General features: G+C 44.9%; 25 protein-coding genes. All 25 read left to right on the top strand.

The genetic code is table 11. From position 1 onward, the window contains the following. Positions 1-2 precede the first annotated feature (2 nt). Entirely contained in the window at positions 3-1,214 is a 1,212-nt protein-coding gene (flgL, locus tag L976_RS19760; protein WP_047539508.1) for a flagellar hook-associated protein FlgL, read from the top strand. A gap of 94 nt (positions 1,215-1,308) precedes the next feature. After that, positions 1,309-2,130: a flagellin N-terminal helical domain-containing protein gene (locus L976_RS19765; RefSeq protein WP_047539510.1), complete on the top strand. Its 822-nt coding sequence runs from the start codon at positions 1,309-1,311 to the stop codon at positions 2,128-2,130. Positions 2,131-2,384: 254 nt separating this feature from the next. Then, the gene (locus L976_RS19770) at positions 2,385-3,203 is read left to right on the top strand and encodes a flagellin N-terminal helical domain-containing protein (protein ID WP_047539512.1); all 819 of its coding nucleotides are present in this window, start codon (positions 2,385-2,387) and stop codon (positions 3,201-3,203) included. Between the two features lie 131 nt (positions 3,204-3,334). Next, positions 3,335-3,721, top strand: coding sequence for a flagellar protein FlaG (locus L976_RS19775; protein WP_047539514.1), 387 nt, complete (start codon positions 3,335-3,337; stop codon positions 3,719-3,721). A 47-nt stretch (positions 3,722-3,768) separates the two neighbouring features. Beyond that, positions 3,769-5,139, top strand: a complete 1,371-nt coding sequence (fliD, locus tag L976_RS19780) for a flagellar filament capping protein FliD (RefSeq protein ID WP_047539515.1) — start codon at positions 3,769-3,771, stop codon at positions 5,137-5,139. Positions 5,140-5,167: 28 nt separating this feature from the next. Further along, entirely contained in the window at positions 5,168-5,488 is a 321-nt protein-coding gene (locus tag L976_RS19785) for a hypothetical protein (RefSeq protein WP_047539517.1), read from the top strand. A gap of 6 nt (positions 5,489-5,494) precedes the next feature. Beyond that, positions 5,495-5,908, top strand: coding sequence for a flagellar export chaperone FliS (gene fliS, locus L976_RS19790; RefSeq protein WP_047539519.1), 414 nt, complete (start codon positions 5,495-5,497; stop codon positions 5,906-5,908). A 286-nt stretch (positions 5,909-6,194) separates the two neighbouring features. Further along, a complete protein-coding gene (locus L976_RS19795) occupies positions 6,195-7,628 on the top strand; it encodes a sigma-54 dependent transcriptional regulator (RefSeq protein ID WP_047539521.1) in 1,434 nt (477 codons plus the stop codon). A 108-nt stretch (positions 7,629-7,736) separates the two neighbouring features. Further along, on the top strand, positions 7,737-8,819 hold the full coding sequence (locus L976_RS19800; protein ID WP_047539523.1) for a sensor histidine kinase: 1,083 nt from the start codon (positions 7,737-7,739) through the stop codon (positions 8,817-8,819). Continuing rightward, positions 8,812-10,152 carry a sigma-54-dependent transcriptional regulator gene (locus L976_RS19805; RefSeq protein WP_047539524.1) on the top strand — a complete coding sequence of 447 codons (1,341 nt, stop codon included), beginning with the start codon at positions 8,812-8,814 and terminating at the stop codon, positions 10,150-10,152. Before L976_RS19800 ends, L976_RS19805 begins: the two co-directional genes overlap by 8 nt. A 175-nt stretch (positions 10,153-10,327) precedes the next feature. Next, on the top strand, positions 10,328-10,666 hold the full coding sequence (gene fliE / locus L976_RS19810) for a flagellar hook-basal body complex protein FliE (RefSeq protein WP_011625692.1): 339 nt from the start codon (positions 10,328-10,330) through the stop codon (positions 10,664-10,666). 44 nt (positions 10,667-10,710) lie between these two features. After that, positions 10,711-12,396: a flagellar basal-body MS-ring/collar protein FliF gene (fliF, locus tag L976_RS19815; protein ID WP_037420337.1), complete on the top strand. Its 1,686-nt coding sequence runs from the start codon at positions 10,711-10,713 to the stop codon at positions 12,394-12,396. Next, on the top strand, positions 12,389-13,435 hold the full coding sequence (gene fliG / locus L976_RS19820; RefSeq protein ID WP_011716417.1) for a flagellar motor switch protein FliG: 1,047 nt from the start codon (positions 12,389-12,391) through the stop codon (positions 13,433-13,435). The genes fliF and fliG overlap by 8 nt, the downstream gene beginning before the upstream one ends. Then, on the top strand, positions 13,422-14,369 hold the full coding sequence (gene fliH, locus L976_RS19825; RefSeq protein ID WP_047539526.1) for a flagellar assembly protein FliH: 948 nt from the start codon (positions 13,422-13,424) through the stop codon (positions 14,367-14,369). The genes fliG and fliH overlap by 14 nt, the downstream gene beginning before the upstream one ends. Beyond that, positions 14,338-15,675 (top strand): flagellar protein export ATPase FliI, encoded by a 1,338-nt coding sequence (fliI, locus tag L976_RS19830; RefSeq protein ID WP_037420345.1) that lies wholly within the window; start codon positions 14,338-14,340, stop codon positions 15,673-15,675. The genes fliH and fliI overlap by 32 nt, the downstream gene beginning before the upstream one ends. 11 nt (positions 15,676-15,686) lie before the next feature. Continuing rightward, a complete protein-coding gene (fliJ, locus tag L976_RS19835) occupies positions 15,687-16,130 on the top strand; it encodes a flagellar export protein FliJ (RefSeq protein WP_047539527.1) in 444 nt (147 codons plus the stop codon). Positions 16,131-16,280: 150 nt separating this feature from the next. Next, on the top strand, positions 16,281-17,906 hold the full coding sequence (locus tag L976_RS19840; RefSeq protein ID WP_047539528.1) for a flagellar hook-length control protein FliK: 1,626 nt from the start codon (positions 16,281-16,283) through the stop codon (positions 17,904-17,906). An 83-nt stretch (positions 17,907-17,989) separates the two neighbouring features. Further along, positions 17,990-18,511: a flagellar basal body-associated protein FliL gene (gene fliL, locus L976_RS19845; protein WP_037420354.1), complete on the top strand. Its 522-nt coding sequence runs from the start codon at positions 17,990-17,992 to the stop codon at positions 18,509-18,511. Between the two features lie 40 nt (positions 18,512-18,551). Continuing rightward, positions 18,552-19,583 (top strand): flagellar motor switch protein FliM, encoded by a 1,032-nt coding sequence (gene fliM, locus L976_RS19850; RefSeq protein ID WP_037420356.1) that lies wholly within the window; start codon positions 18,552-18,554, stop codon positions 19,581-19,583. Between the two features lie 12 nt (positions 19,584-19,595). Then, the gene (gene fliN / locus L976_RS19855; RefSeq protein ID WP_037420360.1) at positions 19,596-19,970 is read left to right on the top strand and encodes a flagellar motor switch protein FliN; all 375 of its coding nucleotides are present in this window, start codon (positions 19,596-19,598) and stop codon (positions 19,968-19,970) included. 34 nt (positions 19,971-20,004) lie between these two features. Continuing rightward, complete coding sequence (fliO, locus tag L976_RS19860) at positions 20,005-20,412, top strand: flagellar biosynthetic protein FliO (RefSeq protein ID WP_037424769.1); 408 nt, start codon at positions 20,005-20,007, stop codon at positions 20,410-20,412. Next, a complete protein-coding gene (gene fliP / locus L976_RS19865; RefSeq protein WP_047539529.1) occupies positions 20,409-21,155 on the top strand; it encodes a flagellar type III secretion system pore protein FliP in 747 nt (248 codons plus the stop codon). The genes fliO and fliP overlap by 4 nt, the downstream gene beginning before the upstream one ends. 17 nt (positions 21,156-21,172) lie before the next feature. Continuing rightward, positions 21,173-21,442: a flagellar biosynthesis protein FliQ gene (fliQ, locus tag L976_RS19870; RefSeq protein ID WP_037420368.1), complete on the top strand. Its 270-nt coding sequence runs from the start codon at positions 21,173-21,175 to the stop codon at positions 21,440-21,442. Between the two features lie 4 nt (positions 21,443-21,446). Beyond that, positions 21,447-22,244 (top strand): flagellar biosynthetic protein FliR, encoded by a 798-nt coding sequence (fliR, locus tag L976_RS19875; RefSeq protein WP_037420371.1) that lies wholly within the window; start codon positions 21,447-21,449, stop codon positions 22,242-22,244. A gap of 17 nt (positions 22,245-22,261) precedes the next feature. After that, positions 22,262-23,392: a flagellar biosynthesis protein FlhB gene (gene flhB, locus L976_RS19880; RefSeq protein ID WP_037424768.1), complete on the top strand. Its 1,131-nt coding sequence runs from the start codon at positions 22,262-22,264 to the stop codon at positions 23,390-23,392. The last annotated feature ends 333 nt before the right edge of the window (positions 23,393-23,725 follow it).

Raw genomic sequence — 23,725 nt, forward strand, 5'->3', positions numbered from 1 at the left:
CGATGCGATTATCAACCGCGCAGCTCTTTAATCAAAGTATTACTAGCGTGCTGCAAAAACAAACCGCAACGAGCAAAATTTTAGAACAGCTTAGCACTGGCAAAAAGGTCAACACCTCTGGGGATGACCCTGTTGCCGCTTTAGGTATCGACAACCTAAATCAACGTAATGCCTTAGTCGATCAATTTATGAAGAATATCGACTATGCCAATAACCGCCTTGCCGTTACAGAAAGCAAGTTGGGCAGTGCGGAAGACTTAACAGGTTCTATTCGTGAACAGTTGATGCGTGCTGTCAACGGCACTTTATCTGACTCAGAGCGGCAAATGATTGCCGATGAGATGAAAGATAGTCTTGAAGAACTACTCTCTATTGCCAATAGCAAAGATGAATCGGGTAATTATCTGTTCTCTGGGTTTAGTACCGACAAACAACCCTTCTCTTTTGATAATTCCACTCCACCCAAGATCGTATACAGCGGCGATTCTGGGGTTCGCGATAGCTTAGTGCAATCAGGTGTTGCCATTGGAACCAATATTCCTGGCGATCTCGCGTTTATGAAGGCTCCCAATGGGCTTGGCGATTATAGCGTCAATTATTTGGCCAGCCAGCAAGGTGGATTTAACGTTGATACAGCCAAAATAGCCGATCAAGCGACTTATGTGGCTGATACTTATACCTTTAATTTTTCTGATAACGGTTCTGGTGGCGTCAATCTACAGGTGCTTGATTCAGCAAATAATCCAGTCGCAAACGTTGCTAACTTCGATGCCACGACACCTGTGAGTTTTAATGGAATAGAGGTCAAGATAGACGGTAAACCCAGTGCTGGTGATAGTTTCAGCATGGAACCTCAGGCTGAGGTCAGTATTTTTGACACGATCAGTAATGCAATCGCTCTGATCGAAGATCCTAACGCAGCAAATTCTCCCCAAGGAAAAGCTCAGTTGGCACAGTTATTGAATAATATCGATAGCGGCGTCAATCAGATGAGTTCAGCCAGAAGTGTGGCGGGAAATAATCTGAAAACCGTCGAGCGCTACAAGGATACACATACAGAGGAGAAAGTGGTGAATACTTCAGCACTATCACTTCTGGAAGATCTGGATTATGCGTCAGCGATTACGGAATTTGAAAAGCAGCAGCTTGCATTGAACGCAGTCTCTAACGTGTTTAGTAAGGTGGGTTCTGTTTCCCTGTTTGACTTTATTTAACAGAAAGCAAAGACCTAACCCTCTGTAAGATAAATTGTTAAAAATTTAGCCAAGCTCCAAGCCTTGGCGGTATAACTAGGAAGAGGAACTCAACATGGCTATTACAGTTAATACAAACGTGACTTCGATGAAGGCACAGAAAAATTTAAATACCTCTAGTAGTGGTTTAGCAACCTCTATGGAACGTCTATCGAGCGGTCTTCGCATTAACAGTGCGAAAGATGACGCTGCTGGTCTAGCTATTTCTAACCGCTTAAATAGCCAAGTTCGTGGTTTAGAGGTGGGTATGCGTAACGCAAACGATGCAATATCTATCGCACAAATTGCAGAAGGTGCGATGCAAGAGCAAACCAACATGTTGCAGCGTATGCGTGATTTGACCATTCAGTCTGAAAACGGGGCTAACAGTACAGCTGATTTAGAAGCCTTAAAAGCTGAAATGGATCAACTGGCAACAGAGATTGACAGTATTGGTAATAGTACTGCTTTTGGTAATACTAAATTGCTTACAGGTACCTTTTCTGCTGGAAAAGTATTCCAAGTGGGGCATCAAGAAGGTGAAGATATTAAGGTTACGGTAAAAGCGAGTAATAAAACATCCTTATCCGTAGCTGCATTAGGTAACGCTACTTCAGCCGCAAGAGCATCTTCTTTGAAGAAAATTGATGCCGCAATTAAAACGATTGATGCCCAACGCGCCGATTTAGGTGCGGTTCAAAATCGTTTATCACATAACATTAGTAACAGTGCGAACACTCAAGCAAACGTTGCTGATGCGAAGAGCCGTATTGTGGATGTGGATTTTGCAAAAGAAACCTCTGCAATGACCAAGAATCAGGTTTTACAACAAACGGGTTCTGCGATGCTAGCTCAAGCAAATCAATTACCGCAAGTCGCATTGTCACTGTTGGGTTAAGTTTCATTTGGCGCATTTTTGTAGAGTACTTTTGCCTACTTTTTCTAGCTATGTTTAGAAAAGTAGGCAAAGTTTTTTAATTTAAAATATTTATCTCTATGAAAAAAAAGATTTTTTATAAAGATAAAAATTTTTCAAAAATAATACTAAAGATAAAAAAAAGACGGCCGTTAAATATACTGTAACCACTAAGACCCGCCTGGCTTAAGTAGACAGGCAAGTTTAGACAAGCCAGGTATAAAGAGGAAACGATCATGGCCATTACAGTAAACACAAACGTTACATCTTTAAAAGCACAGAAAAACTTAAATACTTCCGCTAGCGGTTTGGCCACTTCAATGGAACGTTTATCCAGTGGTCTGCGCATTAATAGCGCAAAAGACGACGCAGCAGGTTTAGCTATTTCTAACCGTTTAAATAGTCAGGTTCGTGGCTTAGAAGTGGGTATGCGTAACGCCAACGATGCGATCTCTATTGCACAGATTGCTGAAGGCGCGATGCAAGAACAAACTAACATGTTACAACGTATGCGTGACTTAACCGTTCAGTCTGAAAACGGTGCTAACAGCACTGCAGACTTAACCGCACTAAAAGCTGAAATGGATCAACTCGCCAACGAGATTGATGAAATTGGTAAAACTACGGCTTTTGGTACAACTAAGCTCTTAGCAGGTGGTTTCTCTGCAGGTAAGAGCTTCCAAGTTGGTGCACAAGATGGCGAAGATATTAAAGTTACTGTAAAAGCCAGTAACAAATCTTCTTTATCTGTCGGCTCTTTAGGTAATACAACATCAGCTGCCCGAGCATCATCTTTAAAGAAAATTGACGCAGCAATCAAAACAATTGACGCGCAACGTGCGGATTTAGGTGCTATCCAAAACCGTTTAGCCCATAACATCAGTAACAGTGCTAACACCCAAGCAAACGTTGCCGATGCGAAGAGCCGTATTGTAGACGTTGACTTTGCGAAAGAAACGTCACAAATGACCAAGAACCAAGTGTTGCAACAAACAGGTTCTGCAATGTTGGCGCAAGCTAACCAATTACCTCAAGTGGCCTTATCACTGCTTTAATCATCTATTGAAGCATAAGGTTCTAAGGGAGGTTCGGTGACGGATCTCCCTTTGCCACATAAATGATCATTAGGTTATAGTGTTTGTTAGGCTGTATAAAAGACAAATGCTTATGATGGTGAGGTATAGCTATGGATACTAATATAGCAAGCACGTCAATGCAGGTTCCTAGCCGTATTGATTTGGCTCAAGTACCACTGAAAGCACCGACGGCGGATGTTGAGTTAAAACGCAATGCTGCCGTATCAGCTGTTGAACAGTCTACTGAGCAAAGAGCAACAGAAGATGAACAAAATCCTGAAAAGTTAACCCAAGTAGCTACTGAACTTTCTGACATGATGTCAATGATGCGTAAAGGGCTTGCATTTAAAGTTGACGAAAATTCAGGGCAAGCAGTAGTAACAGTCTTAGATAGAGATACTGGTGATGTCATCAGACAGATGCCGAGTGAGGAAGCACTAAAATTAGCAGAAAAATTGTCAGAAGTGACAGGTCTGCTAATGAAGACAGAAGCTTAAAACTCACACCACACAGTAATTTATCCGTTGATGAGTGAGAGGTTTTTATGGCATTAACAGCGACAGGTATGGGGTCTGGTTTAGACATTTCTAACATCGTAAAAGTGTTAGTTGATGCTGAGAAAGCCCCCAAAGAAGCGATGTTTAATAAGACGGAAGACAGCATCAAAGCAAAAGTTTCTGCAATGGGGACTTTAAAGAGTGCGCTATCTACGTTTCAGGATGCCGTTAAGAAACTTCAAACAGGTGATGCGTTAAATCAACGGAAAATATCTGTTAGCACTGATGCATACCTTAGCGCAAAAGCTGAAAAAACAGCTCAAGCTGGTAGCTATGGGATTAAAGTTGAGCAATTAGCAACTAACCATAAGATTGCTGGTACCAATGTTACCGATGCTACACAACCAGTAGGGGAGGGTAGTTTAGCATTTGGTGTTAATGGTAAAAGCTTTTCTGTTGATATAGCAGCTACCGATTCTTTGGCTACAATTGCCAAAAAAGTCAATGAAGCTTCTGATAATGTTGGTGTCACTGCAACTGTGATTACCAGCGATGCAGGAAGCCGGTTAGTGTTTAGCTCAAATAAAACCGGTGAAGATAACCAAATTAGTCTTACCGCAACGAATTCGTCTGGTTCTGGGGTTACTGATATGTTTGGTTCTGGCAATACTTCGATATTGCAAGATGCTAAAAATGCAGTACTTTATATTGATGGTCAAAAAGTCACCTCACAAAGTAATGAAGTAAAAAATGCCATAACCGGTGTGACACTGAATTTAACCAATGCCGATGTTGCTAAAACAACGACGATTAAAATTGAGCAAGACAATGAAGCTGTAAAAACAAACGTTCAAGCTTTTGTTGATGCCTACAATAGTTTAGTGACGGCCATCGATAAGATGTCCGCCTACGACAAAGACAAAAAAACGGCTGCCGCATTACAGGGCGACTCTATGATTCGCTCAATTGAATCCCAGCTTCGCAGTGTGGCAAGTGGACGTGTTCCCACTGCGGATGGTGGTTCAATAGCGCTTTATGATATTGGTATTAAAACAGACAGATACGGAAAATTATCCGTAGATGACACAAAACTCAATAAAGCACTCACCGAAGATATGCCGAGCGTTGAAGCACTGTTTGCAACTCCAGATAAAGGTCTTGCTAATCGGTTTAACGATCTTGCTAATAGCTATGTTAAATCAACAGGTTTGATTGCTGATCGTCAGTCTAGCTATACGAGTCAGCAAAGTCGTTTAGCTGATCAAAGAGCTGCATTTACATTGAAGATGGACCAACTAACCGCCCGTTTAACCAAACAGTTTAATGCGATGGATCTTGTTGTTGGGCAACTCAATCAGCAGAGTAGCGGCTTAGTTGACCGACTAAACTCTTTGCCTGGTGCAGTTAAAAAGAGCTAAATCGATCTAAGTAAAAAGGAATATTGTTGTGAAGCAACTCGATGAGCTTAATATTACACTTGCGCAAGTGTTAGAGCAGCTAAACCGAATTCCTGCTGAGGATCCCCAAACAGATGACTTGGTCTCAAATTTGCAGAGTATGGTAGACGAGCGTCAACTTTTACTCAATGTATTAGTCGCCGATGCCAATATGACGGATGCTAACTATCTTCAGCGTCAGCTTGAATTTACTCAGGACTTTTCGAAAAAGGCGAGTATTATCATGGCTGACAGGCAAGCATTATTACATGCGAGCAATAAGAATAAGCGCCAGATCAGTGTTTATGAGACTATAGATTCAAATAGGTAGGTGTTTATGAGAGGATCACTGCAATCATATCGTAAGGTTTCACTTGAAAGTGAAATTACAGTTGCTTCCCCACATAGAATTATTCAGTTGATGTTTGCTGGTGCTCTACAGCGCCTTGCACAAAGCCGTTATGCGATTGAGCAGAATGATTTAGTCAATAAAGGGATTTATATAAATAAAGCCGTCGGTATCATTATTGGGCTAAGTAATAGTTTAAATATGGATGCTGGTGGGCAAATAGCTAAAAATTTGAGTGATTTATACGATTTTATGTTACGTAAGATTTCTGAAGCTAACCTCAATAACGATGTAAAGGCCATTGATGATGTTTGTGATATTTTACGAACCATCAAAGAAGGGTGGGATGCCATCCCTGTAGATAAACACAATATCTCTTCCCATACTGAAGAAGCTCGTTAACCCTACTTTTAAGTAATGAAAAAGACGCACCCTAAAGTGCGTCTTTTTTGTCTTGTGTCAATTAATTGACCTTTTTAGCTAGAATCATAGCTTAAATGAACTAAAATCAATTCAGTTTGGCAGAATCGGCATTCGAGGCTTGCTTCTCGACTGCTGATAATACAATATTCATCACAGTAGTGATGGTGGCACAGATTGTTACATTGAATTTGTTAAGCTTTTACAGCAACTAATCATAAATAATTAATGCGAATTGATACCTAATTAGCGCTTTACGGCCTACTGAATGATGCAAACAGATCAACGAATTTTACTTGTCGGAACCCCATCAGAGCGCTTAAGTCGCCTGTGTTGCATTTTTGAATTTTTGGGTGAGCAGATTGAAATCGTCGCCATCGAAAAGTTAAGTCTTTGTCTGCAAGATACCCGGTTCCGCGCTTTAGTGGTCACTGCTGATAACATGCCAGCTGATGCTCTCAAGTCACTTGCGAGTCAGTACCCATGGCAACCCATTTTGTTATTTGGCAATGTAGATGATCTGCAAGTGTCGAATGTACTGGGTCACATTGAAGAGCCATTAAACTACCCACAACTAACCGAACTCCTGCATTTTTGTCAGGTTTATGGGCAAGTCAAACGTCCACAAGTCCCAACCAGTGCAAATCAAACCAAACTGTTTCGTAGCTTAGTGGGTCGTAGTGAAGGCATTGCCAATGTGCGTCACTTGATTAGCCAAGTCGCCACCTCTGATGCCACTGTATTAGTCCTGGGTCAGTCGGGGACAGGTAAGGAAGTGGTTGCTCGGAATATTCATTATTTATCTGAGCGCCGAGATGGTCCTTTTATTCCGGTTAACTGTGGCGCGATTCCGCCTGAGTTATTGGAGAGTGAATTATTTGGCCATGAAAAGGGCTCTTTTACTGGGGCAATTAGTTCTCGTAAGGGCCGTTTCGAACTTGCCGAAGGTGGCACGCTGTTCCTCGATGAAATTGGCGACATGCCTTTGCAAATGCAGGTAAAATTGCTGCGCGTGTTGCAAGAACGTGTCTTTGAGCGTGTTGGGGGAACTAAAACAATTAATGCTGATGTACGTGTCGTAGCGGCAACCCATAGGGATCTTGAAACTATGATCAGCAGCAATGAGTTCCGTGAAGATCTTTATTACCGCCTTAACGTCTTCCCGATCGAAATGCCAGCATTAAGTGAGCGTAAGGATGATGTTCCTTTACTGCTGCAAGAGTTAGTGAGTCGTGTCTATAACGAGGGGCGTGGCAAAGTTCGTTTTACTCAGCGTGCTATTGAATCGTTAAAAGAACATGCTTGGTCAGGTAACGTCCGGGAGTTATCTAACCTTGTTGAACGCCTAACGATTTTATATCCAGGCGGTTTAGTCGATGTGAACGACTTGCCGATAAAGTATCGTCATATTGATGTGCCTGAGTATAGTGTCGAACTCAGTGAAGAGCAGCAAGAACGTGATGCGCTCGCTTCGATTTTCACCAGCGAAGAGCCAGTAGAAATTCCTGAAACGCGTTTCCCCAGTGAGTTACCACCTGAAGGCGTTAACCTCAAGGATCTGCTGGCTGAGCTTGAAATCGATATGATTCGTCAGGCGTTAGAGCTGCAGGATAACGTCGTTGCGCGTGCTGCAGAAATGCTCGGTATTCGCCGTACTACCTTGGTTGAGAAAATGCGTAAGTACGGAATGACGAAAGAATAGTCATTTTGATGTTATTTATCTTATTGTTTTATCTATCTAAATTCATTTCTTAATTTGGCATAGAATCTGCAAACACTCCGTCATAAGCAATTTTTTGACGGAGTGACTATGTCTGCTCATCCACTAGCGCAAATTGAAACATTCAAGCACACTAGCAAACAATGGAACCAACTGCGTGAGGCCGCCAATATGTCCAATCGGATGGAGCATATTTTACAGGCTATGCCCTCTGGCGTGGTGATTTTGAACGGTGATGGTATTGTCACTGATGCAAACCCCGTTGCCGTCGAATTGCTGGAGCAGTCGTTATGCGGCGCCCGCTGGATTGATGTGATCCATACGGCGTTTGCGCCACAGGACGATGATGGCCATGAAGTCTCATTACGCAATGGCCGCCGAGTCAAATTTGCGATTACCCCATTAACGCCGGAACCTGGCCAATTAATTGTGCTGACGGATCTGACCGAAACTCGTCTACTGCAAAAGAATCTTTCCCATCTGCAGCGCCTGTCAGCCCTCGGTAAAATGGTCGCGACGCTGGCGCATCAGGTGCGTACGCCACTGTCGGCTGCACTGCTCTATGCTGCTAATCTGGCCAGTCCCAAATTATCGGAATCTGCTAAGGCAAAATTTCAGCAGAAATTAGTGGATAGACTTAATGAGCTTGAACGCCAAGTGAACGATATGCTGCTGATGGCTAAAGGACGTCAAGATGAGCTGGGCGAACTGATTAATCTTAATGATGTTATCGAGAATGTTGTTGCTAACTGTGAACCAATAGTTGCTAAGCATGGCGCTGAACTGGCGGTAACCAATATTTCTAATAGCTTAATGCTGGCGAATGTGAATGCGCTGAGTTCAGCCGTCAATAACCTCGTGATGAACAGTCTTGAAGCCGGGGCAACGCAGATCCAAATCGTTGCTAATGATAGCAATGAACAGTTACATCTCAATGTCATCGATAATGGCAAAGGATTGGATGCCAAAATGCAGCAAAAAGTGCTGGAACCTTTCTTTACCACTAAAGCTCAGGGGACAGGTTTAGGCTTAGCCGTTGTACAGTCTGTGGTGCGTAATCATGGCGGCCAACTGCAATTAAGCTGTATGCCCAATAAAGGTTGTACTGTTTCGCTTACTTTCCCGCAGGCTAAATCTGCTACTGTATTGCCGCTGGAGAAACCCTATGTCTGAAGCCAAATTACTCTTAGTTGAGGACGATGCATCCTTACGCGAGGCGTTGCTGGACACCTTAATGTTGGCACAATACGACTGTATTGATGTGGCATCTGGTGAAGAAGCCATAATCGCACTAAAACAGCATCAATTTGATCTTGTGATCAGCGATGTGCAAATGCAGGGGATTGGTGGCTTAGGCTTATTAAATTACCTACAGCAACATCATCCCAAATTGCCCGTGCTGTTAATGACGGCGTACGCCACTATAGGCAGTGCGGTCAGTGCAATTAAATTGGGCGCCGTCGATTATCTGGCAAAACCCTTCGCTCCAGAGGTGTTGCTCAATCAAGTTTCCCGCTATTTACCACTTAAACAAAATAGCGATCAACCTGTGGTTGCCGATGAAAAGAGTCTTGCGCTCTTGTCTCTGGCACAGCGGGTGGCAGCATCCGATGCTTCTGTGATGATCCTTGGGCCAAGCGGCTCGGGTAAAGAAGTGCTAGCCCGTTATATTCATCAACATAGCAGCCGTGCCGACCAAGCATTTGTGGCCATCAACTGTGCGGCCATCCCCGAGAATATGCTCGAGGCGACCTTATTTGGTTATGAAAAGGGCGCCTTTACCGGTGCTTATCAGGCATGCCCCGGTAAATTCGAACAAGCACAGGGCGGAACTTTATTACTCGATGAAATTTCAGAGATGGATTTAGGGTTACAGGCCAAACTGCTGCGCGTATTGCAAGAGCGCGAAGTGGAGCGTTTAGGCGGTCGCAAAACCATTAAGTTAGATGTTCGGGTGCTTGCCACTTCGAATCGGGATTTAAAGGCCGTGGTTGCCGCAGGGCAATTCCGGGAAGATCTCTATTATCGTATTAACGTGTTTCCACTGACTTGGCCTGCACTGAATCAACGGCCTGCGGATATTTTACCCTTAGCTCGGCATTTACTCACAAAACACGCAAAGGCACTGAGTATCATCGACGTACCCGAATTTGATGAGGCCGCATGCCGCCGTTTACTTAGCCATCGCTGGCCAGGTAATGTGCGAGAGCTCGATAACGTTGTGCAGCGAGCCTTGATTTTGCGATCAGGTACGGTGATTACTGCCAATGACATTATTATTGATGCTCAAGATGTGCCGTTATCGTCCGATGATGCTGAATATTGCAGTGAGCCAGAGGGGTTAGGTGAAGAGTTAAAGGCGCAGGAACATGTGATCATTCTCGAAACCCTAGCGCAATGCCAAGGCAGCCGTAAGTTGGTTGCTGAGAAACTTGGGATCAGCGCGCGCACCTTAAGATACAAGATGGCCAGAATGCGCGATATGGGGATTCAATTGCCTAACTAAGTTGAGTTTTGCAACCTTTCTAGCACCATCGCCACTGGTTATCCTTTGGCGATTTCACACCTATGACCCCTGCAATTCTTTTTAGCTCGGCCAAGTAAAAACTTGGCCGTAGTTTTGCATATCCTCGTTATCTTGAGAGTTTAATCGTCAATAACTCGACGATGGGGAGCACGACATGCAAATTGGCGCGAATTCATTACTGCAAGAAATGCAGTCACTTCAAGGTGAAATCAAACCCTCTTTTGGGATTTCACCTAATAATATTGTGCAGCAAGTGAATAACACCAGCGGTGCTGACTTTGGCCAGCTACTTTCACAAGCCATTGGTAATGTGAGTGGTTTGCAGTCAACCTCATCTAACCTCGCGACTCGCTTAGAAATGGGTGATACCACCGTGAGCTTGTCTGATACTGTTATCGCCCGCGAAAAGGCCAGTGTTGCCTTTGAAGCCACTGTCCAAGTGCGCAATAAGCTCGTTGAAGCTTATAAAGAAATAATGAGCATGCCTGTTTAGGCCTTGAATAACGCAATTAGCAGGTACGAATCGTGAGCACAGAAATGATTGTCGGATCGAATGCCGGCGTAATGGACCAAGGGGTCCAACAGGAAAATAAATCCGGCGTGCTGGGGAGTCTCGGTGGCGTCGATATGATGCGTCAAATCACCATGATTTTAGCCCTCGCCATTTGTTTGGCGTTAGCCGTGTTTGTCATGATCTGGGCACAGGAGCCTGAGTACCGTCCATTGGGTAAAATGGAAACTCAGGAAATGGTGCAAGTACTCGATGTACTTGATAAAAACAAGATCAAATATCAGATCGAAGTTGATGTTGTTAAAGTGCCAGAAGATAAATACCAAGAAGTCAAAATGATGCTTAGCCGTGCAGGGGTTAATAGTCCTGCTGCATCGACCCAAGACTTTCTTACCCAAGACAGTGGTTTTGGTGTGAGCCAAAGAATGGAACAGGCTCGCCTCAAGCATAGCCAAGAAGAAAACCTTGCCCGCGCGATTGAACAGTTACAAAGCGTAAGCCGCGCTAAAGTGATTTTGGCACTCCCCAAAGAAAACGTATTTGCCCGTAATACTTCTCAGCCAAGTGCAACAGTTGTAATTAACACTCGCCGTGGTGGCTTAGGCCAAGGTGAAGTTGATGCCATCGTTGATATCGTCGCTTCTGCGGTTCAGGGCTTAGAGCCTTCACGCGTCACGGTAACCGATTCTAATGGTCGCTTACTCAACTCCGGTAGCCAAGATGGTGTTTCTGCGAGAGCTCGTCGTGAGCTTGAGTTGGTACAGCAAAAAGAAACCGAATACCGGACTAAAATTGATTCGATTTTATCGCCTATTCTCGGGCCTGATAATTTTACCTCCCAAGTGGATGTGAGTATGGATTTCACCGCTGTTGAACAAACGGCCAAACGGTTTAATCCAGATTTACCGTCACTACGCAGTGAAATGACGGTTGAAAATAACTCTACTGGTGGCTCGAGTGGGGGGATCCCTGGCGCATTATCGAACCAACCTCCGATGGAATCTAATATTCCTCAGGAGGCTGATAAAGCTACCGAAAGTGTTACCGCAGGTAACTCGCACCGCGAAGCCACTCGTAATTTTGAATTAGACACCACCATCAGCCATACCCGTCAGCAAATTGGCGTAGTGCGCCGCGTGAGTGTGTCAGTTGCGGTGGACTTTAAACCGGGCGCTGCGGGTGAAAATGGGCAAGTGGCACGCGTTGCTCGTACCGAGCAAGAATTAACCAATATCCGCCGTTTGTTGGAAGGTGCGGTAGGCTTTAGCGCGCAGCGGGGTGATGTTTTAGAGGTAGTCACTGTTCCCTTTATGGATCAATTGGTTGAAGATGTGCCTGCCCCTGAACTTTGGGAACAGCCTTGGTTCTGGCGTGCAGTAAAGTTAGGTATCGGTGCCTTAGTTATCTTAGTGCTGATCCTTGCCGTGGTGCGCCCAATGCTCAAACGTTTAATCTATCCTGACAGCGTTAACATGCCAGACGATGCAAGATTGGGTAATGAGCTCGCCGAGATTGAGGATCAATATGCTGCTGACACCTTAGGGATGCTCAATACCAAAGAAGCAGAGTATAGTTATGCCGACGATGGCTCAATTCTTATCCCTAATCTGCATAAAGATGATGATATGATTAAAGCTATCCGTGCGCTTGTGGCCAATGAGCCCGAGCTTTCAACCCAAGTCGTGAAAAACTGGTTACAAGACAATGGCTGAGAATAAATCAAAAGACGCCGCTGAAACCTCAAGTTTCAATATTAAGGATCTCAGTGGCATCGAAAAAACGGCGATTTTACTGTTAAGTTTGAGTGAAGCCGATGCCGCCTCTATTTTAAAGCACTTAGAACCTAAACAAGTGCAAAAAGTGGGTATGGCAATGGCGGCCATGGAAGACTTTGGTCAGGAAAAAGTCATCGGAGTGCATAAGCTGTTTCTCGATGATATTCAAAAATATTCTTCTATTGGCTTCAACAGCGAAGAGTTCGTCCGTAAAGCGTTAACGGCGGCCCTAGGTGAAGACAAAGCTGGTAATTTAATTGAACAAATTATCATGGGCAGCGGCGCCAAAGGTTTGGATTCCCTTAAATGGATGGATGCGCGCCAAGTCGCGACTATCATCCAAAACGAACATCCACAGATCCAAACCATTGTTTTATCGTATTTAGAGCCAGATCAAGCCGCAGAAATTTTCGGCCAGTTCCCTGAGAATACCCGCTTAGACTTAATGATGCGTATCGCCAATCTTGAAGAAGTGCAACCTGCAGCATTGCAAGAATTAAACGACATCATGGAGAAACAATTCGCCGGCCAAGGTGGTGCGCAAGCAGCGAAGATGGGCGGCCTAAAGGCGGCGGCCAACATTATGAACTACCTCGATACGGGTGTTGAAAGTCAGTTGATGGAAACCATGCGCGAAACCGACGAGGAAATGGCGCAGCAAATCCAAGACTTAATGTTTGTATTTGAAAACCTTATCGATGTGGACGATCGTGGTATTCAAACCTTGCTGCGTGAAGTGCAGCAGGATGTATTGATGAAGGCGCTGAAGGGCGCAGACGATCAGCTCAAAGATAAGATTTTAGGCAATATGTCTAAACGGGCCGCCGAATTGCTGCGTGACGATTTAGAAGCCATGGGCCCAATTCGGATCAGCGAAGTGGAAATCGCCCAAAAAGAAATTCTGTCAATTGCACGTCGGTTAAGTGACAGTGGTGAAATCATGTTAGGCGGCGGTGGTGGCGATGAGTTCCTCTAATCGGAGCGACAATAGCGACAATAAATTGTCCCACAGGGGGGTCAGCGACGCTGAGCTTGAGTTTAGCCATTGGCAATTGCCCGATGTGACCCAAACCGAAGAGGTGAGTATTTCAAACCTCTTTGGTTATTCGCCGCAGCAAGCGCCGAAGGCGGTGGCCGCCGAAACCATTGCGCCACCCACCATGGCGGAAATTGAAGATATTCGCGCTCAAGCCGAAGAAGAAGGCTTTAACGAAGGTAAGACACAAGGTTATGCCGAAGGACTGGAGCAGGGCAGACTTGAAGGTTTAGAGCAAGGCCATACCGAGGGCCTAGCCCAAGGTCATGAGCAAGGGCTTGAGGCTGGGCTTGCTGAAGCCAAGGCATTAGTCAGCCGCTTCGAAGGGCTGTTAAGCCAATTTGAAAAGCCATTGCAAATACTCGATGGCGATATTGAACATTCCTTAATGACACTCACTATGGCGCTGGCTAAATCTGTGATTGGTCATGAACTTAAAACTCATCCAGAACAAATCCTGTCGGCGCTACGTTTAGGGGTCGAATCTCTGCCAATCAAGGAGCAAAGCGTCAGTATTCGCATGCATTCCGATGATGTTGCCTTGGTTGAAACCTTATATTCTAGTACCCAATTGAACCGTAATCAGTGGCAATTAGAGGCCGATCCTAGCTTAACGGTGGGGGATTGTATTATCAGTAGCCAACGCTCGTTGGTCGATTTAACCCTTTCCTCACGGATTGATGCTGTGTTTGAATCACTGCGTAATCAGCAATCTCACTTAGCGTTACAGCAACAACAGCGACAAGCTGCACTTGATGACGAAAATGCCGCTAAAATCGTCCCTAAATCGACACTGGACGATAATGAACTGTTAACACAACCGCAAGCTGATGGAGAGCAAGATGCACAATCGCCGCCATCAACTGCTGAATAAACTGAATCATTGCATCAATAAAGTGCCCCCATTTCGCGCCGTTGCCTGTGGGCAATTAGTGCGCGTTGTCGGCTTAACCTTAGAGGCAAGTGGCTGTCGAGCACCCGTCGGTAGTTTGTGTTCTATTGAGACCATGGCTGGAGAGTTAATTGCCGAAGTCGTTGGTTTTGATGATGAATTATTATATCTCATGCCAATTGAAGAGCTGCGTGGCGTGTTACCTGGCGCGCGGGTTGTTCCCCTTGGAGAGCAGGCGGGTCTGAATGTGGGCTTATCCCTGTTAGGGCGCGTGCTCGACGGTAATGGTGTGCCGTTAGACGGCCTCGGCGCATTATCTACCGAACAGCAGGCGCCAAGACATAGTAACGCCATCAACCCACTTTCTCGCCGTGCGATCACTGAACCACTCGATGTGGGCGTTCGCGCCATCAATGCCATGTTAACTGTTGGCAAGGGACAACGTATGGGCTTGTTTGCGGGCTCAGGTGTGGGTAAGAGTGTGCTGTTAGGTATGATGACCCGAGGTACCACGGCCGACATTATTGTGGTGGGGCTCGTTGGGGAGCGTGGCCGCGAAGTTAAAGAATTTATTGAAGAAATCCTAGGTGAAAAGGGGAGAGCGCGTTCTGTTGTGGTGGCGGCACCCGCCGATACTTCACCGCTGATGCGCCTTCGCGCCTGTGAAACCTCGACTCGTATCGCTGAATATTTTCGTGATTTAGGCTATAACGTATTGTTATTAATGGATAGTCTGACTCGTTACGCCCAAGCGCAGCGTGAGATTGCCTTGGCAGTCGGTGAACCGCCGGCGACTAAAGGTTATCCACCTTCGGTATTTGCTAAATTGCCGCGTCTGGTTGAACGGGCGGGTAATGGCGGGCCTGGACAAGGTTCTATCACCGCATTTTACACTGTACTAACCGAGGGCGATGACCAACAGGACCCGATTGCCGATGCTTCTCGGGCGATCCTCGATGGTCATATTGTGCTGTCACGATCGCTTGCTGATTCTGGGCACTATCCTGCCATTGATATTGAGGCTTCTATTAGCCGTGTGGCGCCTATGGTAATTTCCAATGAACATCTTGAGGCCATGCGCCGCGTCAAGCAAACCTATTCCCTTTATCAGCAGAATAAGGATCTGATTTCGATTGGCGCTTATGCACAAGGGAGCGATCCTCGTATTGATAATGCGATACGTCTACAACCTGCAATGAACGCTTTTCTGCGGCAAACCATGCGTGATGCCTTTAGTTTTGCTGATAGTCAAATGATGCTCGGGCAACTCGCTGCGCAATGTAAATAATTGAGGCCGTTATGGCGAATGCCGATCCCCTATTACTCGTATTAAAGTTAGCCCTCGATGCCGAGGAACAGGCTGCGCTACTGCTAAAGTCGGCACAACTTGAGTGCCAAAAGCGCCAAAATCAGCTCGATGCGCTAAATAACTATCGCTTGGATTATATGAAGCAGATGCAGTCGCAGCAGGGGCAGGCGATTAGTGCGAGTCATTACCACCAATTCCATCGTTTTATTCGGCAAATCGATGAGGCTATTGCTCAGCAAAATCGTGTTGTAGCCGATGGTGAAAAGCAGAAACACTACCGTCAGCAGCACTGGCTAGAAAAACAAAAAAAACGTAAGGCTGTGGAACTACTTTTAGAAAATAAAGAGAAAAAGCGCCAAGTCATTGAGCTCAAAAAAGAGCAAAAAATGACGGATGAATTTGCTTCGCAGCAATTTTTCCGTCGTAAGAAGTAATTAACCAATCCGACAGTCAATAATACTCGAATTTTTAATATCCATTTGTTGGCATTTTATTTGCTTGATTTATGCCAGATATAGCCAAAGCCGTATAAATTGACGTTTGCCCACGCTCTTTTTCCTCTGGGCGGATGTTTAGGAGCTTTTATGCAACAAATGAACAATATCCTATTAGTATCTAATGCGAAAAATAGTGCTGGCTCAAGTAAAATGTTGGGGCAAGATGCTAATAGTGAAGACTTTTCTGCCGCTTTGGCTTCAGTGACATCTATTAGCTCATCCTCGACTAACACCAATGTTTCTCCAGATGTTTCTGCCAAATCGGCAAAACAGAAAACAGATATTGATGATACTAGTGCAGATGATGAAGCTGATATTAGCTTGATTTTTGCTCAAATAGGCATGGCAAACGAGATGAAAAAAGCGGCCGCTCCGAGCGACTCTTTGCCGCTTGAAGCTCAATTAACGACAGAAGATGCCGCTAGCATCTTAGCCCCTGCAACAGAGGATGGCGCTTTACCAACGGAAGAGACTATCAAGCCAACTTTTTTAGATGAGCTAGCGAAATTTGCTCAGTCAAATGAAGTTACCGTAACGAATGACACATTAGATGCACAAGTTTTAGAGCAAACGGGTACATTTGTTTTTCAACAAGAACGAGCATCTGCACTTCCAGAAGATATTATAAATAAACAAAATCAGTCAATTAATACAGTAGGTTTGATTGCAACGGCGAATACTGAAACTGTGGATAAGACTGGCGCTTCGACCGATGATACGCTTATAGATGATGCATCAATGCTTGCAGAGATGCGAACTGAAAAATGGGTTAAACCGCCAGAACCCCCCATTTTACCGATTGAAGGGGAATCTATCTCTGAAGCTAACAAGTTAGAGGCGAAAGAGGCTGAACTAAGCAATAAGTCGATAAATCTGTCGCTCCCATCAATTGATAAAACGACTGCGCCAACGGTTGGACAGTCACCGTCAATCAATACAGCTAATGTGTCAGTTACCGATGCTGATGCTGTGATATTAAACTCTACGACTAAAGAGCTTGATGCCTTAGGTGCGGTTTCGGTTGAGCCTAATGCTATTGACGACAATCCTTCACGCGCCGAAATTTCGGCAGGATTATTGTTAAAAGATGCCAAGTTAGCCGTCACACTGGATTCGCGGCAAGAAAACGCCTTATCTTCGCTCGATACTGGCCATGAAGAATCTGTTACAGAATTTAAGCCTGTTGATTTTAAAGCGGTATCGATACAACACTCTTTAGCTAACCAGCAAATTCAACGCCAAGAGATACCACAGGTTCATCTTTCCTTACGTCAAGGCGTTGAAAACCAAAATCAGATGCAGGAAATGATCCAGCGCTTTTCTCCTGTGATGAAACAGCAGCTTGTTACTATGGTTAGCCAAGGTATTCAACAGGCGGAAATTCGCCTAGATCCACCCGAACTTGGACACATGATAGTGAAAATACAAGTTCATGGTGAGCAGACGCAAGTGCAATTCCATGTTGCTCAGACACAGACCCGCGATGTGGTTGAGCAAGCGATTCCTCGTTTACGTGAATTATTACAAGAACAAGGCATGCAGCTCGCTGACAGTCATGTCTCTCAAGGTGACCAAGGACAACGCCGTGAGGGAGGATTTGCAGACAGTGGCGGTGCAAGTGGTGGAAATGTGGATGATTTCTCGGCAGAAGAACTCGATTTAGGTTTAAATCAAGCAACTAGTTTAAATTCGGGTATAGATTATTACGCTTAAGCAGGTAACCTATAGTAACAAAGTGGATTATAAACTGAGCCTTAATCCCATTCCCAAATTTAGCCTATTAAAGAGAACAGAAAATGGCCAAGGAAGAATCACTAGAACTTGAAAGTACTGAAGCACCAAAAAGTAAAAAGAAGCTATTTATTTTTATCGGTGTGGGTGTCTTTGTTGCGCTATTAATTGGTGGCGCGCTTTGGTTTTTCCTTGGAAGTAGTGAAGAGGCTCCTGTCGAGGCCGAAGGTGCTAAAACCGAAACGGCAGCGCCGGCTGCTGAGCCGGCATTGGCAGCTTATGTGCCGATGCCTCGCCCATTTTTATTTAACCTTCCAGGACCGGATCGCGCTCGGCTTGTCGAAATCAAAGTGCAACTTATGGTCAGAGGTCAAGATGATGATGTGTTGACCCAAAAGCACATTCCATTGATTGAAGATGCGCTGCTAACCACTTTTAGTGGTGCCGATGTGCAAAAGCTAAGTACACAGGCGGGTAAAGATGAATTACGACAATTAGCCCTGTTGAGCGTACAAAACACGTTGCAATCTGTAACGGGACGTAAAGTGGTTGAAAAAGTGCTCTTTACTGGTTTTGTCATGCAATAACCTTTCATCTTCAGCACCTTAAAGAGGCGAAGACAATACTGTGAGTGATTTATTAAGCCAAGACGAAATTGATGCGCTCTTACACGGGGTCGATGATGTCGAAGAGGATGATGAGCTTGATGCCGCTGGGCAGGAGGCTCGTTCCTACGATTTTTCTTCCCAAGATCGGATTGTGCGTGGTCGTATGCCCACGCTCGAAATTGTTAATGAGCGTTTTGCCCGTCACCTGCGGATCAGCATGTTTAACATGATGCGTCGCGCGGCCGAAGTGTCGATCAACGGCGTGCAAATGCTCAAGTTTGGTGAGTACGTACATACCCTATTCGTCCCAACCAGTCTGAACATGGTACGTTTCCACCCCCTAAAAGGTACTGCGCTGATTACCATGGAAGCGCGACTGGTATTTATTTTGGTGGATAACTTTTTTGGTGGTGATGGCCGTTTCCACGCCAAGATTGAAGGGCGGGAATTTACCCCCACTGAACGGCGTATTGTGCAGTTATTACTTAAAATTATCTTTGAAGATTATAAAGATGCTTGGGCACCCGTGATGGATGTGGAGTTTGATTATTTAGACTCCGAAGTTAACCCAGCGATGGCTAACATTGTCAGTCCAACTGAAGTCGTTGTCATTAACTCCTTCCATATCGAAGTGGATGGTGGTGGCGGTGATTTCCACATCACGATGCCATATTCGATGATTGAGCCAATCCGCGAATTACTCGATGCGGGCGTACAGAGTGATAAACAAGATACCGATATGCGTTGGTCGCAGGCGCTGCATGACGAGATTATGGACGTTAAAGTAGGCTTTGATGCCACCGTGGTTGAGCACGAACTCACACTCAAAGATGTAATGAACTTTAAGGCTGGGGATATTATCCCTATTGAATTACCAGAGTACATTATGATGAGAATTGAGGACTTACCGACTTACCGCTGTAAAATGGGACGTTCACGAGATAATCTAGCACTTAAAATTTACGAAAAAATCCCTCGTCCTGAGACGGTCAAATCCGAATTACAATTAGTGACGCGTAAAGGCAAAGCTAGAGACATATCAGAATTATAAAGGTGGAGTGAGATGAGTACAGATGATGATTGGGCAGCAGCGATGGCCGAACAAGCTCTGGAAGAGGCTAATGCCGTTGATCTTGATGAGCTAGTGGATGACTCACAGCCGATTAGCAAGGCAGAAGCGGCTAAGTTAGATACCATTTTAGATATACCTGTGACGATTTCGATGGAAGTTGGTCGCAGCTTCATCAGTATCCGTAACCTGTTACAGCTGAACCAAGGTTCAGTAGTTGAGCTCGACAGAGTTGCAGGTGAACCGTTGGATGTGATGGTCAATGGCACGCTTATCGCCCATGGTGAAGTGGTGGTGGTAAACGATAAATTTGGTATTCGCTTAACAGATGTAATTAGTCAGACTGAGCGAATTAAAAAGCTTAAGTAATATCACTCATTAAGAAAAAGCCTGAAGGAGCGAGATGAGCACATCGGTAATTCTCAATGCCGCGTCAGCAGCTCAGGCGAGTGTCGCTGAAGTGGCCACCCAAGGTGCAGTGGCGACAGCAAAAGTGACTGAGCCATCACAAATGGCAGCAGCGGCGAGTATGCTCGGTGGGCTTATTTTAGTTCTGTTGCTTATTTTCGCCTTAGCTTACCTGCTAAGGCGATTTAATTTAGTGCCAACCAATCATAGTGTGCTCAAAACCCTTGCAGTAACATCCCTTGGTCAGAAAGAGCGCCTTGTTTTAGTTCAAGTGGGTGAACAGCAGTATTTACTTGGCGTGAGTGGGCAACAAGTTAATTTAATTGATAAATTAGCTGAGCCTATCGAAATTGAGTCCGTATCTTTTGCGGACAAGCTACGGCAGGCGAAATTAAAACAATGATCAAGTACATCCTTACTTTTATTGGGCTTAGTACGCTGTTGTTTGCGACATCCGTCGGAGCGGCAGATGGCGTATTGCCCGCTGTAACCGTAAAAACCGCCGCCGATGGTTCGACCGAATATTCGGTTACCATGCAAATCCTATTGCTAATGACTTCGCTGAGTTTTTTACCCGCCATGGTCATTATGTTGACGTCCTTTACCCGCATCATTGTGGTGCTCTCCATTTTGCGCCAAGCGATTGGTTTACAGCAGACTCCGTCTAACCAAGTCTTAATCGGTATGAGCCTGTTTATGACCTTTTTCATTATGGCGCCAGTGTTCGACAAAATTTATGACCAAGGGGTAAAACCTTATATTGATGAACAGCTTACTCTGCAACAGGCCTTCGATAAGGGCAAAGAGCCATTACGGGCATTTATGTTAGGGCAAGTGCGTACCACGGATCTCAAAACCTTTATCGATATTTCGGGTTACCAGAATATTAATTCACCCGAAGAAGCACCAATGAGTGTGCTTGTGCCTGCATTTATCACCAGCGAGCTCAAAACGGCCTTTCAAATTGGTTTTATGTTGTTTGTGCCTTTTTTAGTACTCGATTTAGTGGTTGCCAGTATCTTAATGGCCATGGGGATGATGATGCTCTCGCCTATGATTGTGTCATTGCCCTTTAAAATTATGCTGTTTGTACTTGTTGATGGCTGGGGGCTTGTGATGGGCACCTTAGCCAATAGCTTTGGTTAGACAGGCGGAGTACTGAGATGACGCCAGAAGCGCTAATCGATATTTTTCGCGAAGCTTTAGCCGTTATTGTGATGATGGTTTCGGCTATTGTTCTGCCTGGGCTCGGCATTGGCTTAATTGTGGCGGTATTCCAAGCTGCGACCTCAATTAACGAGCAAACTTTAAGTTTTTTACCTCGACTTATTGTGACCTTGCTTGCTTTGATGTTAATGGGTCATTGGTTAGTACAGACCTTAATGGATTTCTTTATTGAAATGGTTAACCGTATTCCTCAAGTGGTAGGTTAATCCCATGGAGTTGCTGCTTGATACGTTAATGCAAACTATTGCTTCGTATATGTGGCCACTGTTTCGCGTCGCCAGTATGCTGATGGTTATGGTGGTGTTTGGCGCGGCAACAACTCCCACTCGTGTGCGTTTACTTCTTGCTATTGCCATAACCCTCGCCATTGCCCCCGTGTTGCCGCCCGTTAAGGATGCAGAACTCTTTTCCTTAAGCGCCGTTTTTATTACTGCACAGCAAATTATTATTGGTGTTGCCATGGGTTTTGTGACCCAAATGGTGATGCAAACCTTTGTGTTAACGGGTCAGATTATCGGCATGCAGACCAGCTTAGGTTTTGCCTCTATGGTTGATCCGAGTTCAGGACAACAAACTCCAGTGATTGGTAACTTCTTCCTGTTGCTCGCAACCTTAATTTTTTTAGCTGTTGATGGTCATCTGTTGATGATCCGTATGCTTGTGGCCAGTTTTGATACACTGCCGATTTCTAATGTGGGATTAACGTTGACCAGCTATCGCGCGTTGGCGGAATGGGGGTCTTATATGTTTGGCGCGGCATTAACTATGTCGCTGTCAGCAATTATCGCGTTATTGGTAGTCAATTTATCCTTTGGGGTTATGACCCGCGCTGCACCACAGCTAAACATTTTTTCGATTGGTTTTCCGATTACGATGATCGGTGGATTGTTAATTTTATGGTTAACCTTAACTCCTGTTATGGCTCATTTCGATGAAGTATGGTCATCGGCACAGCTTTTGCTGTGTGATATTTTAGGGCTTCAGTGTCAAGCTGATGGCATACTTTAACCGGATAGGAACGCGTAATGGCTGAAGAAAGTAGCGGCGAACGCAGCGAGGAACCCACCGGGAGGCGCCTCGAACAGGCGCGGGAAAAAGGTCAGGTTGCCCGTTCCAAAGAATTAGGTACGGCCACAGTTCTGCTTTCGGCTGCAACAGGACTGTATATGCTCGGTCCTGGTATTGCAAAAGCACTTTCCAATGTGTTTGAACGTGTGTTTACCATGGATAGAGCTGCAATTTTTGATACTAATCAAATGTTTAATGTCTGGGGCGTTGTCGGCGGCGAAATAGGTTGGCCGTTGCTTAAGATTATGCTGCTGATTGTGGTGGTGGCATTTATCGGAAACGTGTCCCTTGGTGGAATGAATTTTTCTACCCAAGCCATGATGCCTAAAGCCAGCAAAATGAGCCCGATTGCGGGTTTTAAACGGATGTTTGGTGTGCAAGCCTTGGTTGAATTAACGAAGGGCATTGCTAAGTTTTCTGTTGTTGCGTTGGCGGCATATTTTCTTCTAAATCATTACTTTAATGATATTTTACTCCTTTCTGCCGATCACCTTCCTGGGAATGTCTACCACGCCTTAGATTTACTGGTATGGATGTTTATCCTACTTTGCTCTTCCGTATTATTCATTGTGGTAATCGATGTGCCATTTCAGATCTGGAACCATAATAAACAGCTGAAAATGACAAAGCAGGAGGTCAAAGACGAGTATAAAGATACCGAGGGTAAACCTGAGGTCAAAGGGCGAGTCCGCCAAATGCAGCGTGAATTAGCGCAGCGACGCATGATGGCCGAAGTTCCCAATGCGGATGTGATTGTGGTGAACCCTGAGCACTATGCAGTGGCGATAAAATATGATGTTAAGCGCTCTGCAGCACCGTTTGTGATTGCTAAGGGCGTCGATGAGGTTGCCTTTAAAATTCGTGAGGTAGCAAGGGCGCATAATATTGCCATTGTTACTGCACCACCACTTGCGCGGGCTATTTACCATACAACGAAACTTGATCAACAAGTCCCTGAAGGTCTATTTACCGCGGTAGCACAGGTACTCGCTTATGTATTCCAGTTAAGGCAGTATCAAAAAGGGCGTGGCCGCAAACCTATCCCTATTCCCGTTAATCAACCTATTCCTGAAGATCTGAAGTACTAGGGCGTGTTGACGTTTCATGGTTATTTTTGCAGCAATTAGGCTGGCTTTTATGCAAGGCAAAGTCCGTGCTGTGTAGTTATTCTACATAAACGGACGATAACGCGGCAGAAAAGCCAGCCAAATGCAGCCATCAGTAATCGTCTTGTAAGCCCTTACTCTTACTTTCTGTCATAAAAGCAGCTCGTCATTTGAGTAGAACAACCACACATCTTTCTTCGTTTCGCGCCAGAATGAACAAAATATAATCTTGAAATCTCAACAAGTCGTAGTAACGAGTAAATAGTGCTCTAACGTAAAGTTAGCTAGCTACATATTAGCTTTACTACCTGATTG

The sequence above is a fragment of the Shewanella sp. ZOR0012 genome, assembly GCF_000798835.1.
GTDB lineage: Bacteria > Pseudomonadota > Gammaproteobacteria > Enterobacterales > Shewanellaceae > Shewanella > Shewanella xiamenensis.

Bases quoted from the DNA above. Each gene is read 5' to 3' on its own strand.
- L976_RS19765 (WP_047539510.1), top strand. From the start codon at position 1,309: ATGGCTATTACAGTTAATACAAACGTGACTTCGATGAAGGCACAGAAA.
- fliF (WP_037420337.1), top strand. From the start codon at position 10,711: ATGATTGTCGGATCGAATGCCGGCGTAATGGACCAAGGGGTCCAACAG.
- fliR (WP_037420371.1), top strand. From the start codon at position 21,447: ATGGAGTTGCTGCTTGATACGTTAATGCAAACTATTGCTTCGTATATG.
- L976_RS19805 (WP_047539524.1), top strand. From the start codon at position 8,812: ATGTCTGAAGCCAAATTACTCTTAGTTGAGGACGATGCATCCTTACGC.
- fliI (WP_037420345.1), top strand. From the start codon at position 14,338: ATGCACAATCGCCGCCATCAACTGCTGAATAAACTGAATCATTGCATC.
- fliS (WP_047539519.1), top strand. From the start codon at position 5,495: ATGAGAGGATCACTGCAATCATATCGTAAGGTTTCACTTGAAAGTGAA.
- L976_RS19795 (WP_047539521.1), top strand. From the start codon at position 6,195: ATGATGCAAACAGATCAACGAATTTTACTTGTCGGAACCCCATCAGAG.
- L976_RS19840 (WP_047539528.1), top strand. From the start codon at position 16,281: ATGCAACAAATGAACAATATCCTATTAGTATCTAATGCGAAAAATAGT.
- fliJ (WP_047539527.1), top strand. From the start codon at position 15,687: ATGGCGAATGCCGATCCCCTATTACTCGTATTAAAGTTAGCCCTCGAT.
- L976_RS19770 (WP_047539512.1), top strand. From the start codon at position 2,385: ATGGCCATTACAGTAAACACAAACGTTACATCTTTAAAAGCACAGAAA.
- fliD (WP_047539515.1), top strand. From the start codon at position 3,769: ATGGCATTAACAGCGACAGGTATGGGGTCTGGTTTAGACATTTCTAAC.
- L976_RS19775 (WP_047539514.1), top strand. From the start codon at position 3,335: ATGGATACTAATATAGCAAGCACGTCAATGCAGGTTCCTAGCCGTATT.
- fliL (WP_037420354.1), top strand. From the start codon at position 17,990: ATGGCCAAGGAAGAATCACTAGAACTTGAAAGTACTGAAGCACCAAAA.
- flhB (WP_037424768.1), top strand. From the start codon at position 22,262: ATGGCTGAAGAAAGTAGCGGCGAACGCAGCGAGGAACCCACCGGGAGG.
- fliH (WP_047539526.1), top strand. From the start codon at position 13,422: ATGAGTTCCTCTAATCGGAGCGACAATAGCGACAATAAATTGTCCCAC.
- fliP (WP_047539529.1), top strand. From the start codon at position 20,409: ATGATCAAGTACATCCTTACTTTTATTGGGCTTAGTACGCTGTTGTTT.
- fliO (WP_037424769.1), top strand. From the start codon at position 20,005: ATGAGCACATCGGTAATTCTCAATGCCGCGTCAGCAGCTCAGGCGAGT.
- fliN (WP_037420360.1), top strand. From the start codon at position 19,596: ATGAGTACAGATGATGATTGGGCAGCAGCGATGGCCGAACAAGCTCTG.
- flgL (WP_047539508.1), top strand. From the start codon at position 3: ATGCGATTATCAACCGCGCAGCTCTTTAATCAAAGTATTACTAGCGTG.
- fliQ (WP_037420368.1), top strand. From the start codon at position 21,173: ATGACGCCAGAAGCGCTAATCGATATTTTTCGCGAAGCTTTAGCCGTT.
- fliE (WP_011625692.1), top strand. From the start codon at position 10,328: ATGCAAATTGGCGCGAATTCATTACTGCAAGAAATGCAGTCACTTCAA.
- fliG (WP_011716417.1), top strand. From the start codon at position 12,389: ATGGCTGAGAATAAATCAAAAGACGCCGCTGAAACCTCAAGTTTCAAT.
- L976_RS19800 (WP_047539523.1), top strand. From the start codon at position 7,737: ATGTCTGCTCATCCACTAGCGCAAATTGAAACATTCAAGCACACTAGC.